The organism is Actinoplanes sp. NPDC026623 (genome assembly GCF_040638275.1).
In the GTDB taxonomy this organism is placed as follows: domain Bacteria; phylum Actinomycetota; class Actinomycetes; order Mycobacteriales; family Micromonosporaceae; genus Actinoplanes.
The window spans coordinates 1-15,592 of sequence record NZ_JBEZXZ010000210.1 but is presented as its reverse complement, the minus strand read 5'-3'; the positions used below and the strand labels follow the sequence as shown (position 1 = coordinate 15,592).

Annotated in this window: 13 protein-coding genes; 6 read left to right on the top strand and 7 right to left on the bottom strand. The window is 72.9% G+C overall.

Annotated elements, in window-relative coordinates; translation table 11 throughout:
- Positions 1-117 precede the first annotated feature (117 nt).
- On the top strand, positions 118-1,089 hold the full coding sequence (locus AB0F10_RS37825) for a S41 family peptidase (RefSeq protein ID WP_360636787.1): 972 nt from the start codon (positions 118-120) through the stop codon (positions 1,087-1,089).
- 107 nt (positions 1,090-1,196) lie between these two features.
- Entirely contained in the window at positions 1,197-1,568 is a 372-nt protein-coding gene (locus AB0F10_RS37820; RefSeq protein WP_360636784.1) for a YciI family protein, read from the top strand.
- 131 nt (positions 1,569-1,699) lie between these two features.
- On the opposite strand, the gene AB0F10_RS37815 is transcribed toward AB0F10_RS37820, so the two are convergent.
- Genes AB0F10_RS37815 through AB0F10_RS37785 form a run of 7 tightly spaced genes read right to left on the bottom strand, consistent with a single transcriptional unit; the run spans position 1,700 to position 11,336 of the window.
- Positions 1,700-2,176: a DUF309 domain-containing protein gene (locus tag AB0F10_RS37815; RefSeq protein WP_360636781.1), complete on the bottom strand. Its 477-nt coding sequence runs from the start codon at positions 2,174-2,176 to the stop codon at positions 1,700-1,702.
- A gap of 31 nt (positions 2,177-2,207) precedes the next feature.
- A complete protein-coding gene (locus tag AB0F10_RS37810) occupies positions 2,208-3,320 on the bottom strand; it encodes an aromatic ring-hydroxylating dioxygenase subunit alpha (RefSeq protein WP_360636778.1) in 1,113 nt (370 codons plus the stop codon).
- Positions 3,317-4,468, bottom strand: a complete 1,152-nt coding sequence (solA, locus tag AB0F10_RS37805; protein ID WP_360636775.1) for an N-methyl-L-tryptophan oxidase — start codon at positions 4,466-4,468, stop codon at positions 3,317-3,319. Before solA ends, AB0F10_RS37810 begins: the two co-directional genes overlap by 4 nt.
- Positions 4,469-4,476: 8 nt before the next feature.
- Complete coding sequence (locus tag AB0F10_RS37800) at positions 4,477-6,828, bottom strand: FAD-dependent oxidoreductase (RefSeq protein WP_360636773.1); 2,352 nt, start codon at positions 6,826-6,828, stop codon at positions 4,477-4,479.
- Positions 6,825-8,732 carry an ABC transporter permease subunit gene (locus tag AB0F10_RS37795; protein WP_360636770.1) on the bottom strand — a complete coding sequence of 636 codons (1,908 nt, stop codon included), beginning with the start codon at positions 8,730-8,732 and terminating at the stop codon, positions 6,825-6,827. The genes AB0F10_RS37800 and AB0F10_RS37795 overlap by 4 nt, the downstream gene beginning before the upstream one ends.
- Positions 8,729-9,763: a glycine betaine/L-proline ABC transporter ATP-binding protein gene (locus AB0F10_RS37790; protein WP_360636767.1), complete on the bottom strand. Its 1,035-nt coding sequence runs from the start codon at positions 9,761-9,763 to the stop codon at positions 8,729-8,731. Before AB0F10_RS37790 ends, AB0F10_RS37795 begins: the two co-directional genes overlap by 4 nt.
- Positions 9,764-9,779: 16 nt before the next feature.
- Positions 9,780-11,336 (bottom strand): GMC family oxidoreductase N-terminal domain-containing protein, encoded by a 1,557-nt coding sequence (locus AB0F10_RS37785; RefSeq protein WP_360636764.1) that lies wholly within the window; start codon positions 11,334-11,336, stop codon positions 9,780-9,782.
- A gap of 254 nt (positions 11,337-11,590) precedes the next feature.
- Between AB0F10_RS37785 and AB0F10_RS37780 the strand changes: the two genes are divergently transcribed.
- From AB0F10_RS37780 to AB0F10_RS37765, 4 genes are all read left to right on the top strand, one after another.
- Entirely contained in the window at positions 11,591-13,174 is a 1,584-nt protein-coding gene (locus AB0F10_RS37780; RefSeq protein WP_360636761.1) for an MFS transporter, read from the top strand.
- A 73-nt stretch (positions 13,175-13,247) separates the two neighbouring features.
- Positions 13,248-13,862, top strand: coding sequence for a TetR/AcrR family transcriptional regulator (locus AB0F10_RS37775; protein ID WP_360636758.1), 615 nt, complete (start codon positions 13,248-13,250; stop codon positions 13,860-13,862).
- 802 nt (positions 13,863-14,664) lie between these two features.
- Positions 14,665-15,324: a hypothetical protein gene (locus tag AB0F10_RS37770; protein ID WP_360636755.1), complete on the top strand. Its 660-nt coding sequence runs from the start codon at positions 14,665-14,667 to the stop codon at positions 15,322-15,324.
- Positions 15,325-15,354: 30 nt separating this feature from the next.
- On the top strand, positions 15,355-15,592 hold a 238-nt coding region (locus AB0F10_RS37765), incomplete at its 3' end, for a hypothetical protein (protein WP_360636752.1).

Sequence of the window (15,592 nt, the reverse complement as noted above, 5' to 3'; positions counted from 1 at the left end):
ACGCCGCCCGACCCCCCCCCGCGGGGGCGGGGGGGGGGCGGGGGGCGGGGGCCTCCGCGCGCGGCCCCCCCGCCGCCGGTACCACCTCGGACGCGAAGATCGATTAGGTTGTCCGTCATGTCGCCGAACGTGATCGAAGAGGCCCTCGCCGTGCTCTGCGCCCGGTACATCTTCCCGGAGAAGGCCGAGGCCGCCGCCGCGGCGATCCGCCGCCGCGAGCAGGCCGGGGAGTACGCGGGCCTGGACGAGCGGCAGCTCGGCGAGCGGCTCACCGCGGAGCTGTTCGAGATCTGCGAGGACACGCACCTGCGGGTCCGGGTCCGCGGCGCCGAACTGCACGCCGCGCTGACCCAGGACGAGATGGTGGCGGTCTACCGGGAGCAGATCAAGCTGGCCAACTACGGCATCGCCCGGGTCGAGCGCCTCGACGGCAACATCGGCTACCTCGACCTGCGCCAGATCCCCGAGGCGTCGATGGGCGGCCGGGCCATCGTGGCCGCGATGGAGCTGGTGTCGCACACCGAGGCGCTCATCATCGACCTGCGCCGGAACCGCGGCGGCGTGCCCAACGGGGTCAGCCTCTGGCACAGCTACCTGTTCCCGGACGACGAGACGCACCTCAACAGCATCTACGACGGGGAATCCGGCAACACCCGGCAGTACTGGAGCCAGGCCTACCTGCCCGGCGAGCGATACCTCGACCGGCCCGTCTACGTGCTGATCAGCGGGGTCACGTTCTCCGCCGGCGAGGAGTTCTGCTACAACGTGCAGGCGCTCGGCCGGGCCACGCTGATCGGGCAGACCACCCGGGGCGGTGCCCACCCCACCCGGTTCTTCCCGATCACGCCGACCCTCGAGATCACGGTGCCGATCGCCCGGGCGGTCAACCCGGTGACCGGCGGCAACTGGGAGGGCACCGGGGTCGTGCCGGACATCGAGGTGCCGGCCGAGGAGGCCCTCGCCACGGCGTACCGGCGGGCGCTGGAGCACGTCCTCGCCGGGTCGGCGGCCGCGGCCGTACAGGAAGAGGCCCGGGCGGCCCTGGACGGCCTGGCGCCGGCCGAACCGGCGGAGACCGTCGCGGCCTGAAGGGCCGGCGGAAAATACTTCTCGCACGGCGTCGATTCCGGGGGGTGCCGTTCGTAGCACAGGCGAGGGGCGGCCGCGGCAGGCCGCCGGGACAAGGGAGTCATGGCATGGCGCGGTACCTGATCTCGTTCAATGACGGCGCGATGGACCACATCCCGGCCGGGGACTGGGCCGACGTGGGCAAGGCCGCGCACGAGGTGGTCCAGGAGGCGGTGAACGCCGGCGTGTGGGTGTTCGGCGGCGGACTCGAACGCCAGCGGGCGAGCATCGCGGCCACGGACGGGACGGTCACCGACGGCCCCTACCCGGAGACCAAGGAGGTCGTCGGCGGGTTCGCGGTCGTCGAGGTGACCTCGCGGGAGGAGGCGCTGGAGTGGGCCGCCAAGATCGCGGTCTCCTGCCGGTGCGCGCAGGAGGTCCGGGAGCTCCTGCCCGACCCCGAAACGGACGAGATGCTCCGCCGGGCCGGCCGGCGATAGCGACGTCGCGACCCGCGCCGGGATGCCCGCACCGAGAGGGAACGGGCCTCCCGGCCGCCGGCCGGGTACAGGAACGGTCAGGGGCCGTCGAGGAGCGACGCGACCCGCTGGAGATGTCGCCTGAGGTGGGGTTACCCGACGCCGCCGGTCAGGCTCGGCGCCGCGACGTCCTCGCCCAGCCGCTCGCCGGTGGCCAGCTCGCGTGCCCAGGTGGTCAGCGCGGCGACCGGCACGCCGTACGGCTCGGCCGGGGCGTACGGCTCGATCCGGTCCGCGGCCCGCAGCAGCAGCCGGGCGGCGCCGGTGGTGTTGCCCCGCCGCGCGTGGGTCAGGCCGACGGCGAGCTGGGCCAGGCCCTGCCAGAGGTCACGCTCGTCGTCCGGCGCGGCCTTCCAGGCGGCCTCCAGCACCTCGTGGGCGTGGAACGGGCGACCGGCCGCGAGCAGCCGTTCCGCCTCCCGCAGCGCCTCGGCGGGCGGCAGGATCAGGTCGTCCGGGGTGGTCGGCACGCCGGGGGCGCCGTGCGGCAGGGGCCGCCCGAGGCCGTCGCGGGGCCGGGCGTTGCGAGGCCGTCCGGCGGTGTCACGATCACGGGAAGGACTCGGCATCCGGCCATCATCCCACCCGCCTCACCTACCCTCAGGGCTGCTGGTCGCCGAGGCGGTCGCGCAGCCACCGGTGGAAGGTCGCGATGTGGTGTTCGCTCGGCACCAGGACGCCGCCGCCGGCGTACGCGCGGGACGACATCGCCGGCTGGCAGCGTTCGCAGGCCTCGAAGTCCTGGCGGTTGACCCGGTCGAACAGTTCGACCGAGCTGGTCAGGTCGCGCCCGCCGGCGACGACCTCCGGCAGGTAGAGCCAGTCGCACTCCACCACCGTGCGGCCGGGTGCCAGCGGGTACATCCGGTGCAGGATGACGTGGTCGGGCACCAGGTTGAGGAACACCTGCGGCTTGATCGTCACCGCGTAGTAGCGCCGGTCCTGCTCCTGGGTGAGGCTCGCGATGGCGGTCACGCCCGCGCTGCCGTCGACGGTGAAGCCCTCGATGCCGGGCCCGAACTCGGCGCCGTGGCCCACGTAGTACTGGGCGGCGTAGCCGCCCGCGAACTCCGGCAGCACGTGCACCAGCTCGGGGTGGATGGTGGCGCAGTGGTAGCACTCCATGAAGTTCTCGATGATGAGCTTCCAGTTCGCCTGGACGTCGTAGCGGATCCGCCGGCCGAGCCGCAGTCCCTCGACGCCGTAGCGCTCGAGGGACGCCAGGTCGCCGAGCCGCTCCTCGCAGGCGCCCTGCACGGTCTCGGCGAACGACGGCGGCGTCTCGGCCAGGCAGACCCAGACGTAGCCCAGCCACTCGCGGGCGTGCACCGGGCGCAGGCCGTACTCGACCCGGTCGATGTCGGGCATCTTCACCAGGTTCGGCGCCGCGACCAGGCGGCCGTCGAGGTCGTACGACCAGGCGTGGTAGACGCAGCGGAAGGTCCGCTTGACCGCGCCCTCCTCGTCGGCGCAGAGCATCGCGCCGCGGTGCCGGCAGACGTTGAGGAACGCGCGCGCCTCGCCGGCCGCGTTGCGGGTCACCAGGATGTTCTCCCGGCCGACCTGTGCGGTGCGGTAACGGCCGGCGGCGGCGACGTCCTCCCCGCGCACGGCGCAGAACCACATCGCCTCGAAGATCCGCTCCTGCTCGGCGGCGAACACGGCCGGATCGGTGTAGTAGGCGCCCGGCAGGGTCGGCAGCAGGCTGGTCATGAGGGCGCCCCCGCCAGGCGGCTCGGGTGGAACAGGTCGATCGGGTGGCGGGTGGCGCCGGTGGTGGCCAGGTCGGCGAGGATCTCGCCGACCACGGGGACGAACTTGAAGCCGTGCCCGGAGAAGCCGCAGGCGACGGTGACCGCGTCGTGCGCCGGGTGCTGGGCGATCACGAAGTGCTCGTCCGGGGTGTTGCTGTAGAGGCAGGTCTTGGCCCGCAGAAAGGTGCCGGGCAGGTCGGGCAGGTTGCGGCGGGCCCGGTCCGCCATCGCGCGGATCTCGTCGGCGTGCACCTCGCGGTCGATGGTCTCCGGGGTGGTGACCCCGCCGCGGCGGAAGAAGGCCACCTTCGCGCCGCCGTCCGGGCCGTCGATCGCCGGGAAGCCGTAGATCTGGCTGCCGGTCGCGTCCTCCCAGATGTAGATGGGGTGCCGCTCGGCCGTGAACGGCCCCACCCCGCCGGTGGGCTGGAACCAGTACTGCACCTGGCGTTCGATGGTGAACGGCACGCCCAGGTCGGCGAGCAGCTGCGGCGCCCACGGGCCGGGGGTGATGACCAGCCGGCCGGCCTCGTAGCTGCCGGCGCCGGTCTCCACCCGCACGCCGCCGCCCGGCGCCGTGCTCCAGCCGGTCATCGGCTCGTCGAAGTGCAGGTCGGCGCCCGCGCGGGCGGCCAGCGCCAGGTGCGCCGAGACGGTGGCCTCCGGCCGGACGAAACCGGCCCTGGTCTCGAAGAGCGCGACCTCGTCCGGCTCCGGGTTCAGCGTCGGGAAGCGGCGGCGCAGCGCGGCGGCGTCGAGCATCTCGTGCTCCAGGCCCCAGCGCTCGGCGCTCTCCAGGCTGCCGGACACCGTGCGGCTGTCCGGCCGGCCGACCATCACGCCGCCGGTCAGGGTGATCACGTCCCGGCCGGAGTCGCGGGCCAGGCCGTCGAACAACTCGTACGACCTCAGCAGCAGCGGCACGTACGCCGCGCCCTCGAAGTAGGACTGGCGGATGATCCGCGAGCCGCCGTGGCTGGCGCCGCGGTCGTGCGCCGGGCCGAACTTCTCCAGGCCGAGCACCCGTACGCCCCGGGCGGCCAGGTGGTACGCGGCCGAGCTGCCCATGCCGCCGAGCCCCACCACGATGACGTCGTAAACACCCACCAGGTCTCCTAACGACGGATGCGTTCATGTTTCGGGTCGAACAACGGCTCGGCCGCCACGGTGGCGTTCAGCATCCGGTCGAAGTAGCCGACCTGGACGGCGGTGCCCGGCACGGCCACATCGGCGGGCAGCCACGCGTACGCGATCGGCGCCCCGACGGTGTGGCCGTAGGCGGCGCTGGTGACGTGGCCGGCGGGCTTGCCGCCGGCGTAGACCGGTTCCCTGCCCATCGGCACGCAGCCCTCGTCGGCCAGCACCAGGCAGGCCAGCATCCGGGCGGGCTCCGCCCGGTCCAGCAGCGCGGCCCGGCCGGTGAAGTCGCCCGCGTCGAGCCGGACCGCGAAGCCCAGCCCGGCGGAGTACGGGTCGTCCTCGGCGGTCATGTCGGTGCCCCAGGCCCGGTAGCCCTTCTCCAGCCGCAGGCTGTTGAACGCGGCCCGGCCGCCGGCGATGATCCCGTGCCGCTGCCCGGCCGCCCACAGCGTGTCCCACAGCTTCAGGCCCAGCTCGGCGGTCGTGTAGACCTCCCAGCCCAGCTCGCCGACGTAGGAGAGCCGCAGCATGGTCACCGGCACCGCGCCGAGGTGCGCGCCGCGGGCCTTGAAGTAGCCGAACTCGGTGTGCGAGACGTCGATGTCGGCCAGCGGCGCGATCAGGTCCCGCGCGAGGGGTCCCCAGACGCCGAGCCCGCAGGTGCCGCCGGTGACGTCGCGGACGGTGACCCCGGCGGTCCGGTGCCGCAGCAGCCAGTCCAGATCCAGGGGGCCGTTGACGCCGACCTGGAACCGGTCCTCGGCGAGGCGGGCGACGGTCACGTCGCTGCGGACGCCGCCGGCCGAATCCAGCAGCAGCGTGTACACCACCGTACCGACCGGGCGGTCGACGTTGCCGCTGGTCAGCCCCTGCAGGAAGGAGACCGGGCCGGTCACCTCGAGGCGGGTCAGCGGGGTCATGTCGTAGAGGGCGACGCCCTCGCGGGTGGCCCGGGCCTCGCCGGCGGCGATCGGCGACCAGTGCCGCGCCGACCAGTCGTCGCGCTCGACCTCGGCACGCGGCAGCCCGGCGTTCGCCTCGAACCACAGCGGACGCTCCCAGCCGGCCGCCTCGCCGAAGACGGCGCCGAGCTCGACCTGCCGGGCGTGGAACGGGCTGACCCGCACGTCGCGGATCGACGGCGGATCCAGCGGATGGATGATGTCGTAGACCTCGACGAAGCTGCGGATCGAGCGTTCCCGCACGTACTGCGGGGACAGCTGCGAGACGTCGAACCGGTTCAGGTCGCACTCGTGCAGGTCGAGGCCCGGCCGCCCGTCGACCAGCCACTGCGCCAGCGCCCGGGCGACGCCGGCCGAGTGGGTCACCCAGACGGCCTCGGCGGTCCAGAAGCCGCGCACCTCGCGCGCCTCGCCGACCAGCGGGAAGCCGTCCGCGGTGAACGAGAAGACCCCGTTGAAGCCGTCCTCGGCCTGGGTGCCGGCCAGCACGGGCAGCAGGCCGGCGGCGGCCGCCCAGGACTCCTCGAAGTCCTCCGGCGTGAACGGCAGCATCGACGGCTGCGCGCCGGCGGACAGGTCGCCGAGGCCGACCGGCATCGGCCGGTGCAGGTACGAGCCGACGCCGAGCCGGTCGCCGTAGCCGCGGAAGTACAGGTCCCGGTCCTGGTGGCGCAGGATCGTGGCGGGCGGCGCGGCGGCCAGGTCGCCGCTGCGGGCGTACTGGTGTGCCATCGGCAGCAGCGGGATGCCGACGCCCGCGAGCGCGCCCACCGCCGGGCCCCAGAAGCCGGCGCAGCTGACCACCACGTCCGCGGGGTAGACGGCGTCGTCGGTGCGCACCCCGGTGACGCGGCCGTCCTGCTGCTCGATCGCCACGACGCGCTGGTGGCCGAGGAAGCGGGCGCCGCGGGCGATGGCCCGCCGGGCCTGCGCCTCGCCGGCGTCGACCGCCCGGGCCAGGCCGTCGCCGGGCACGTGCAGCCCGCCGAGCACGTCGCCCAGCAGCGGGTACAGCTCCCGGCAGGCGTCCGGGCCGAGCACCTGCGCCGGTATGCCCCAGGAGGTGGCGTAGCCGTGCCGGCGGTGCAGCTCGCGCAGCCGCTCGCCGGTGGTCGCCACCTCGAGGCTGCCGACCGCGTCGAAGCAGCCCAGCTCGGTCAGCTTGGCCACGGTGTAGCCGGCGAACGCGGCCATCGTCCGCGACGGGTTGGTCTGGAACACCAGGCCGGGCGCGTGCGAGCTGGACCCGCCGGTTTCGAAGAGCGGGCCCTGATCGAGCACGGTGACGTCGGTGCGGCCGCGCTCGGTCAGCTCGTCCGCCAGGGCGCAGCCGACGATCCCCGCGCCGATGATGACGATCGTCACGCGCTGCGTCCCTTCGCGGAGTGGAGGCCCTGGGTGAGCCGGTCGAGCAGGACGCCGAGCAGCACGATCGCGCACCCGGCGGCCATGCCCTTGCCGAAGTCCTCGCGCTGGGCGAAGCCGGCGACGACGTCGTAGCCCAGCGCGCCGGCGCCGACCAGGCCGCCGACGACGACCATGGCCAGGACCATGACGATGCCCTGGTTGACGGCGAGCAGCAGGCCGCCGCGGGCCATCGGCAGCTGCACCTTCCAGAGCAGCTGCCGCGGGGTGGAGCCGGCGGAGAGCGCGGCCTCGACCACGGTCGGCGGCACGTCGCGGACGCCCCGCTCGACCAGGCGGACCACCGGCGGCACGGCGTAGATGACGGCCGCGACGATCGCGGTGAACCGGCTGGCGCCGAAGAGCGCCACCGCGGGCAGCAGGTAGACGAACGACGGCATGGTCTGCGCGCCGTCGAGCAGCGGCCGCAGCCCGCTCGCGAACCGGTCGTGCCGCGCGCACAGCACCCCGAGCAGCACGCCGAAGGCCATCGTGACGACGGTCGCGACCAGCACGGTGGCGAGCGTCTGCATGGCGTGCTGCCACAGGCCGAGGCCGGCCACGCCGGCCGCGGCGAGCGCGGCGATCACGCCGGAACGCCAGCCGCCGACGAGGCTGCCGAAGACCAGCACCACCAGGACGAACAGCCACCACGGCGTGGTGACGAGCACGTTCTCCAGCGGATCGAGCAGGCCCGCGCTGATCCCGTTCTTGAGCGCCTCGGTGACGTCGTACAGGTGGAACTCGACCCACCGGGTGATCTCGTTGACGCCCCCGGCGAACGAGAAGTGCCAGCCCTGCGGGAACTCCGAGCGCAGGCCGAGCAGCGCCAGCACGGCGACGCCGGCCACGGTGCCGAGGAGGTACGGCAGCCTCGGGCGGCGCCCGGCCGCGCGGGTGGTGACCCGGTCGAGCACGATCGCCAGCACCACGATCGCGACGCCGGCGTCGAACGCGACGCCGACGTTGACCCGTTCCAGGGCCTGCACGATGTTCGTGCCCAGCCCGGGCGCGTCGATCAGCGCGGTCACCACCACCATGGACAGCGCCATCATGATGGTCTGGTTGACCGCCAGCACGATGGTCGGCCGGGCCATCGGCAGCCGCACCTTGCCGAGCAGCTGCCAGCGGGTCGAGCCGAGCGCGGTGGCCGCCTCGACGGTGGTGGGGGAGACCTCCTCGATGCCCAGCGCGGTGATCCGGATGGTCACCGGCACGGCGTAGATCAGCGTGGCGATCACCGCGGCCGGCTCGCCGATCGAGAAGAGCAGCGCCAGCGGCGCCAGGTAGGCGAAGGTCGGCATGATCTGCATGACGTCGAGCAGCGGCCGCAGCAGCGCGCCGACGGCCGGCACCCGCGCGGCCAGCACGCCGACCGGCACCCCGATCAGCACCGACAGCAGCACGGCGGACAGCGTCAGCACCAGCGTGTCGACGCTCTGCTCCCACAGGCCCAGCACGCCGAGGAAGAGGAAGCCGGCGACCGCGCCGATGGCGAGCCGCCAGCCGGCGAGCACCGCGGTCAGCGCGCCGACCGCCGCGACCAGGCCGGCCCAGCCGAGGCCGTACAGCAGCCCCTGCACCGCGTCGACCAGGACCACCACGGCGAGCCGCACGTAGTTGACGCCGTACAGGAAGACCGGGCTGGTGTCGCGGTTGTCGTCGACCCAGTCCCGCACGCCGCCGAAGAACCGGAACGCCCACGCGTCGTCGCCGTCCGCGGCCCCGGCGGTGCGCACGCTCAGATAGGCGGCCACGGTCGCGACCACCAGGACCGCGACCACGGTACGGCGTGACGGGCGCGTCCACCGCGGCGCGCTCGAGGACTCGGTGGCGGCCGCGGCCGGTGCGGCGGTGGCGGTCACGCCGGCACCTGCGGCCGGTGGCCGATCAGCGCCGGCACCAGCTGAGCGGCGTCGACGACGCCAAGGACCTCGTCGCCGTCGACGACCCTGAAGCCGCGGCCCGCGTGCAGCACCCGGTGCACCGCGTCCCGGATCACCGTGCCGGCCGTCAGCGGCTGGTCCTCCAGCTCCTCGCCGTCGCGAGCCGGCCGGACGATCCACCGCAGGCTCAGCACGTCGGCGCGCGGCACCTGCTGCACGAAGTCCGAGACGTAGTCGTCCGCGGGCGCGCCGACCAGCTCCTCGGGGGTGCCCACCTGCACCAGCTCGCCGTCGCGCATGACCGCGATGCGGTCGCCCAGCGACAGCGCCTCGGCCAGGTCGTGGGTGATGAAGACCAGCGTCTTGCCGACCTCGTCATGCAGGCGGCACACCTCGGCCTGCATGTCCCGGCGAATCAGCGGGTCAAGGGCGCTGAACGGCTCGTCGAACAGCAGCACGGCCGGGTCGGTGGCCAGCGCCCGGGCCAGCCCGACGCGCTGCTGCATGCCGCCCGACAGCTGGTGCGGGTACTGGTGCTCGTGCCCCTCGAGGCCGACCAGGGCCAGGACCTCGCCGGCCCGGCGGTGCCGCTCGGTCCGGTTGACGCCCTGGATCTCCAGGCCGTACGCGATGTTGTCGACGACGTGGCGGTGCGGCAGCAACCCGAAGTGCTGAAAGACCATCGCCACGCCGTGGCGGCGCAGCTCTCGCAGCCGCCGCGGGTTCATCGCCCGGACCGGCTCGCCGTCGATGCTGATCTCGCCGCTGGTCGGCTCGATCAGCCGGGTCAGGCAGCGCACCAGTGTGGACTTGCCGCTGCCGGAGAGTCCCATCACGACGAAGACCTCGCCGGGCCGCACGTCGAAGCTCACGTCGCGCACCGCGGCCGTGCAGCCCGTACGGGCGCGCAGGTCAGCGCGGGAAAGCTGGGCCAGTGGGGTGCCGACGATCCGGTCCGGTTTCGGACCGAACACCTTCCACAGGTGCTCGACGGCGATGGTGGGTGTCATGGGTGGGCCTCACTGTTCAACCGGCGGGTGTTACCGCGTCCGAGCGGGCGGGCAGCCCCGCGGCGACCAGGTCGGCCGCGCGTTCGCCGATCATGAGCACGGCCACCACCGGGTTGACCGTGGTCATCGTCGGGAACACGGACGCGTCGGCGATCCGTACGTTGGCGAAGCCGCGCAGCCGCAGTCCCGGGTCGACCACCGCGAGCTCGTCGGTGGTGGCACCCATGCGGCAGGTGCCCGCCGGATGATAGACCGTGTGGTGCACCGCCCGGCCGTACGCGGAAAGCTCCTCGTCGGTCCGCAGGTGCGGCCCGGGCGCGATCTCGCGGGCGATCCAGGATCGGAACGGCTCGGTGGCGGCGACCTCGCGGGCGATGCGCAGCCCGTCCAGGATGGTCTGCTCGTCGTAGCCGTCGTCGTCGGTGAAGTAGCCGAAGTCCAGCGCGGGCTTGACCGCCGGGTCGGCGCTCGCCAGCCGGAGCCGGCCGCTGCTGCGCGGCCGCGGCACGTTCGGGGTCATCCCGAAGCCGTGCGCCGGCACGTCGTAGCCGAGGCGCTCGGTGTTGCGGGTGAACGGGATCTGATAGAGGTGGAACATCAGGTCGGGGCGCTCGTCGCCGGGGTCGCGGCGCACGAACAGGCCGGCGTCGGAGTCCATGGCCGACTGCGGCGGGATGGGCCGGGCGGCCTCCCACAGGATCAGCGACTCGGGGTGGTCCAGCAGGTGCTCGCCGACCCCGGGCAGGTCCAGCCGCACGTCGATGCCGATCTCGCGCAGGTGGCCGGCGGGTCCGATGCCGGAGAGCAGCAGCAGCCGCGGCGTGTCGATCGCGCCGGCGCACAGCACGTACTCGCGGCCGCTGATCACCTCCTCGCGCCCGTCGCGGGTGACCCGCACCCCGGTGACCCGGTCGCCGGACTGCTCCAGCCGGGACGCCCAGGTCTCGGTCAGCACGGTCAGGTTCGGGCGGTCGAGGTGCGGGTGCAGGTAGGCCACCGACGACGAGGAGCGGATCCCGCTGTCCGGGTGGTAGGCGACCGGGAAGAAGCCGGTGCCGTCGGCGAACGGAGCCGAGTTGAAGTCCTCGCGCACGTCCACGCCGAGCGCGGCGTGGCAGGCCGCCACGAAGTCGGCGGCGAGCGGGTTGCGGTCCTTGCCGGCGACGGGCTCGATGTGGACGGCGAGCCGCCGCCAGTACGGCAGCATCTCCTCGTAGGACCAGCCCGCGGCGCCCGCGGCGACCCAGTCGGCGAAGTCGCCGGCCGGCGGCAGGAAGCTGATCATCGTGTTGTGCGACGAGCAGCCGCCCAGCACCCGCGCGCGAGAGTGACGGATGTGGGAATTGCCCCGCGGCTGTGGCACGGTGGGGTAGTCGTAGTCGTACTCGGACTCGAGCAGGTTGATCCAGTTCCGCAGGAGCAGCACGGACTCGTCGCCGACGTCGGAGGGTCCACCCTCGATCAGGCACACCCTGACCCCCGGATCGGCGGAGAGCCGGGAGGCCACCACCGCGCCGGCCGTGCCGCCGCCCACAACCACCACATCGAACTCGTTCGTGCGCAGAGCCGGCACCTTCCGTCGCCTTGTGGTCACAGGATCATCAGCGGCGGGCCCATGGTCAATGCCCGGCACAGACTTTTACCGCAGCGCAACAATCCATCCCGGACGCGGGCGGCGACCGGCGGCCCGGCCGGCCGCGGACGTGACGGCCGACACATTACGATACGAGCCTGTTCCGTATCGCTGCGGACGGGTCTACGGTCGATCACAGGATACGGAACTGTCCCGTATCGCAATCGCGTGCAGACCTCGGGGAGTAGCACCACATGGACGTTCCTGCCGCAGAGAACACCGGTCATCCCAGGCGCTGGGCCATTCTCGGCGTTCTCGTCATCAGCCTGCTAGTCGTCGTGCTGGACAACACCGTTCTCAACGTCGCGATGCGCACCATCGCCGACCCGCACGACGGGCTCGGCGCCAGCCAGAGCCAGCTCGAGTGGGCGATCAACTCGTACACCCTGGTCTTCGCCGGCCTGCTCTTCACCGCCGGCATCATGGCCGACCGGTTCGGCCGCCGCCTGACCCTCACCGTCGGGCTCACCCTCTTCGGGACCGCGTCGCTCGTCTCCGCGTACGCGCAGACCGCCGACCAGCTGATCTGGGCCCGGGCGCTGATGGGCCTCGGTGCCGCGGCGGTCATGCCGGCGACCCTGTCGATCATCGCCAACGTCTTCGACCCGCGCGAGCGCGGGCGCGCCATCGGCGTCTGGGCCGGCGCCGTCGGCCTCGGCGTGGCCATCGGCCCGGTCGTCGGCGGCCTGCTGCTCGAGCACTTCTGGTGGGGCGCGGTCTTCCTGATCAACGTGCCGATCGTGATCGCCGGCGTCGTGCTGGTGCTGACCCTCGTGCCGGAGTCGCGCGACCCGAAGCCGGGCCGCATCGACATCGTCGGCGTGCTGCTGTCCATCGTCGGTCTCACGCTGCTCACCTACGGCGTCATCGAGGGCGGCGAGGAGGGCTTCGGCGAGACCGGGTCGTGGGGCCCGCTCGTCGCGTCCGTCGCGGTCCTGACCGCCTTCATCCTGTACGAGCGCCGCATCGAGTTCCCCTCGCTGGACGTCAAGCTCTTCGCCATCCGGCAGTTCTCGGCCTCGGTCGCCGCGATCGGGCTGGTCTTCTTCGCCGCCATGGGCGCGATGTTCTTCAGCGCCTTCTACCTCCAGCTGGTCCGCGGCTACGGCCCGCTGGCCTCCGGCGCGCTGTTCGTACCCTTCGCGGCCGCACAGCTGATCTTCGCACCGCGCAGCGCCGCCATGGTCAAGCGGTTCGGCCCCAAGCGGGTCAGCACCATCGGCCTGCTGCTCGTCGCGGCCGCCCTGTCCGGCTGGCTCTTCATCGACGCGGCCACGCCGATCTGGATCGTCGGCGCGCTGTTCTTCCTCCAGGGTGTCGGCATGGCCAACGTGATGCCGCCGGCCACCGAGTCGATCATGTCGGTGCTGCCCCGGGAGAAGGCCGGCGTCGGCTCCGCGGTCAGCAACACCATCCGGCAGATCGGCGGCGCCCTGGGCGTCGCCACGCTCGGCGCGGTCATCTCGTCCACCTACCGCGACGAGATCTCGAGCGCCACGGCGGGACTGCCGGCCGTCGCGCGCGGGGTGGCGCAGGAATCGGTCGCCGGTGCCTACGGGGTCGCCGAGCAGGCCGGTCCGGCCGGTCAGGCGCTCATCGCGTCCGCCAACGACGCGTTCATCACGGCGGTCCACTACGCGTCGATCGGCAGCACGGCCGTCGCCCTGCTGGGTGCCCTGGTCGCGATGATCTGGCTGCCCGGAAAGCGCCCGGAGGCCCCCGCGCCGGCCGCCGAGGGCCCGGCCGAGCCACGGGACGCCGAGTTGATCGAGGCGTGAGTATGAACGGGATGCGGATCCGCGCGGCGGGGGCCCATGGCCATGACATGAAAGCTCGGTAACAATGGAGCGCATGACGACCGTCAGCGTTGAGGATGTGGCCGACCAGGACCGCAAGGCTCCTGGTCGGCCGCGCGACGCCCGCGCGGACTCGGCCATCATCGAGGCGGTGCTCGAGCTGCTCAGCGCAGGTCAGAGCGCCGACGCCCTCTCGATCGAGGCCGTGGCCGCCAAGGCGGGCGTGGGCAAGGCGACCATCTACCGGCGCTGGCCCAACAAGGACGCGCTGCTGATCGACGCGGTGGCCACGATGAAGGGCCCGCTGCCGGTCCCGGCCGGCGAGTCGGTCCGCGACGACCTCGTCATGCTGGTCGCGAGCATGCGCAACAAGCGCATGCAGCAATACGGCAAGGTCACCGCCTGCCTGCTGCCGGAGCTGCTGAGGCGCCCGGAGATGCACCGCATCTACCACGGCGTCGTCGAGCCGCGGCGCGACATCTTCCGCCAGGTGCTGCGTCGCGGCATCGCCAACGGCGAGTTGCGCGCCGACCTCGACGTCGAACTGACCATGCTGATGCTCTCCGGCCCGACCGTGGCCCAGAACATGCTGCACTGGAACCCCAACGTGCCGGACGAGGGCTACGCCGAGGCCCTCGTCGACGCGGTGCTGCGCGGAGCGGCGGCCTAGCGCGCCTCTGGCGGATCATGGCGGCCCGCGCCGGGTCCAGCTTCCGCCGCGCGGCGCGGGCTGAAGGCCGGATACAGACCCGTCCGCCCCATTTGCGACGCGAAACCTGCACCGCGGCTCGGCGACGCCAGACGCTCCCTGGGTTCCGTCCCGCAGATCATGATCGACAGATCCAAACGACATGTCGCCAAGACGGCCTTGCATCCGAGCCGGTCCGCCTCATAGCGACCGGTGCGAAATGCGGGCCAAGGCGGAAAACGCCCAACTGCGTGCCTGTCATGCGTTCCCGTAGCCGATGTGAGCACATATTCCGCATCGTCAAACCTCGGCCCCCGGTATCTGCATTCCGGAGGCGCACGATCCCCGGCGAACCGTCCGCGGCCTTTTACTAATTGCGGGGCGGGCCTTTTCACCTACCGCAGGGCGGCCCGTTTCACCTACCGCGGGGCGGCCCGTTTCCCCTCGACCGCGAGGCGGCCCGTTTCCCCCCACCGCGAGGCGGCCTGTTTAACCCACCGCGATGCCAGGCGTTGCACCCACCGCGAGGCGACCCTTTTCACCCATCGCGAGGCGGCCTGTTTCACCCGCCGCGCAGATGTCGAATATCGGTATGGCGGGAAGTGGTTTCTGTTTGGTTTTGAGATGGCGTTCGCACGGTGACCGTCGCGGACCGGGGCGTAGCGGGAATGGCCGAGTGTCACCGTGCCCACCGTCTCGCGGTGGCCACTCAAATTCAGGGATGACCACCGGGAGCCGATCGTGGCCGACGCTGGAGGCCCCGCCCGCGAGGCGGATGGGGAGGGTGTCGGTCGCGCCGCTCGAGACCGCCGGGCGATTGCTGGCCCACCCTCTCCCGCTGCGTGCCCGCCGGGCGCTGGTCGAGCCACGCACGGCAGCGGCGTCGCCGCTGTCGGTGCCGACATTGCCGGTGCCGACATTGCCGGTGCCGACATTGCCGGTGTCGGCGCTGCCGGTGTCGGCGCTGCCGGTGTCGGCGCTGCCGGTGTCGGCGCTGTCGGTGTCGGCGATGACATCGCTGGTGCCGGTGATGCCGTCCACGGCCGCCGAGGCGATGTCGGAGGTGGCGGCGTCTGCCACGAGGGGTGCGCCGCGTGCGATGACAGGCGGGCCGGCGACCGAGGTGGTCGTGGTTGCCGGATGGGTGCCGGGATGGGTGCCGCCGGGGGCTGCGGCGGCTGGTTCGACTGTGGTGCGATATCAGGCCGCGGCGCAGAAGGCACGCGCGGTGCGGATCGCGGCGCAGGCAGGGTGGCCGGTCGCGTCGAGGCGGGCATTCGTGTTGTGGATGGCGACGCGGGTGGGGTGGGCATGCGCGGTGCGGCGGACACTGGTGGCGCAGGCGAAGTCGGCACGCGCGGCACAGAGCACGGCGCAGGCGGGGTCGGCACGCGCGGTGCAGGTGGAGTGGCCGCTCGCGTCGCGGCAGGTACTCGTGCTGTGAATGGCGACGCGGGTGGGGTAGGCACGCGCGGTGCGGCGGACACTGGTGGCGCAGCCGAAGTGGGCACCCGCGGCACAGAGCACGGCGCAGACGAGGTCCGCACGCGCGGTGCGGCGGACACTCGGGGCGCAGGTGGAGTCGGCACGTGCGGTGCAGAGCACGACGCAGGCAGGGTGGCCGCTCGCGTCGCGGCGGGCACTCGTGCTGCGGACGGCGACGCGGATGGGGCAGGCACGCGCGGTGCGACGGACACTCGGGGCGCAGGAGG

Bases quoted from the DNA above. Each gene is read 5' to 3' on its own strand.
- AB0F10_RS37825 (WP_360636787.1), top strand. From the start codon at position 118: ATGTCGCCGAACGTGATCGAAGAGGCCCTCGCCGTGCTCTGCGCCCGG.
- AB0F10_RS37820 (WP_360636784.1), top strand. From the start codon at position 1,197: ATGGCGCGGTACCTGATCTCGTTCAATGACGGCGCGATGGACCACATC.
- AB0F10_RS37815 (WP_360636781.1), bottom strand. From the start codon at position 2,176: ATGCCGAGTCCTTCCCGTGATCGTGACACCGCCGGACGGCCTCGCAAC.
- AB0F10_RS37810 (WP_360636778.1), bottom strand. From the start codon at position 3,320: ATGACCAGCCTGCTGCCGACCCTGCCGGGCGCCTACTACACCGATCCG.
- AB0F10_RS37790 (WP_360636767.1), bottom strand. From the start codon at position 9,763: ATGACACCCACCATCGCCGTCGAGCACCTGTGGAAGGTGTTCGGTCCG.
- AB0F10_RS37780 (WP_360636761.1), top strand. From the start codon at position 11,591: ATGGACGTTCCTGCCGCAGAGAACACCGGTCATCCCAGGCGCTGGGCC.
- AB0F10_RS37775 (WP_360636758.1), top strand. From the start codon at position 13,248: ATGACGACCGTCAGCGTTGAGGATGTGGCCGACCAGGACCGCAAGGCT.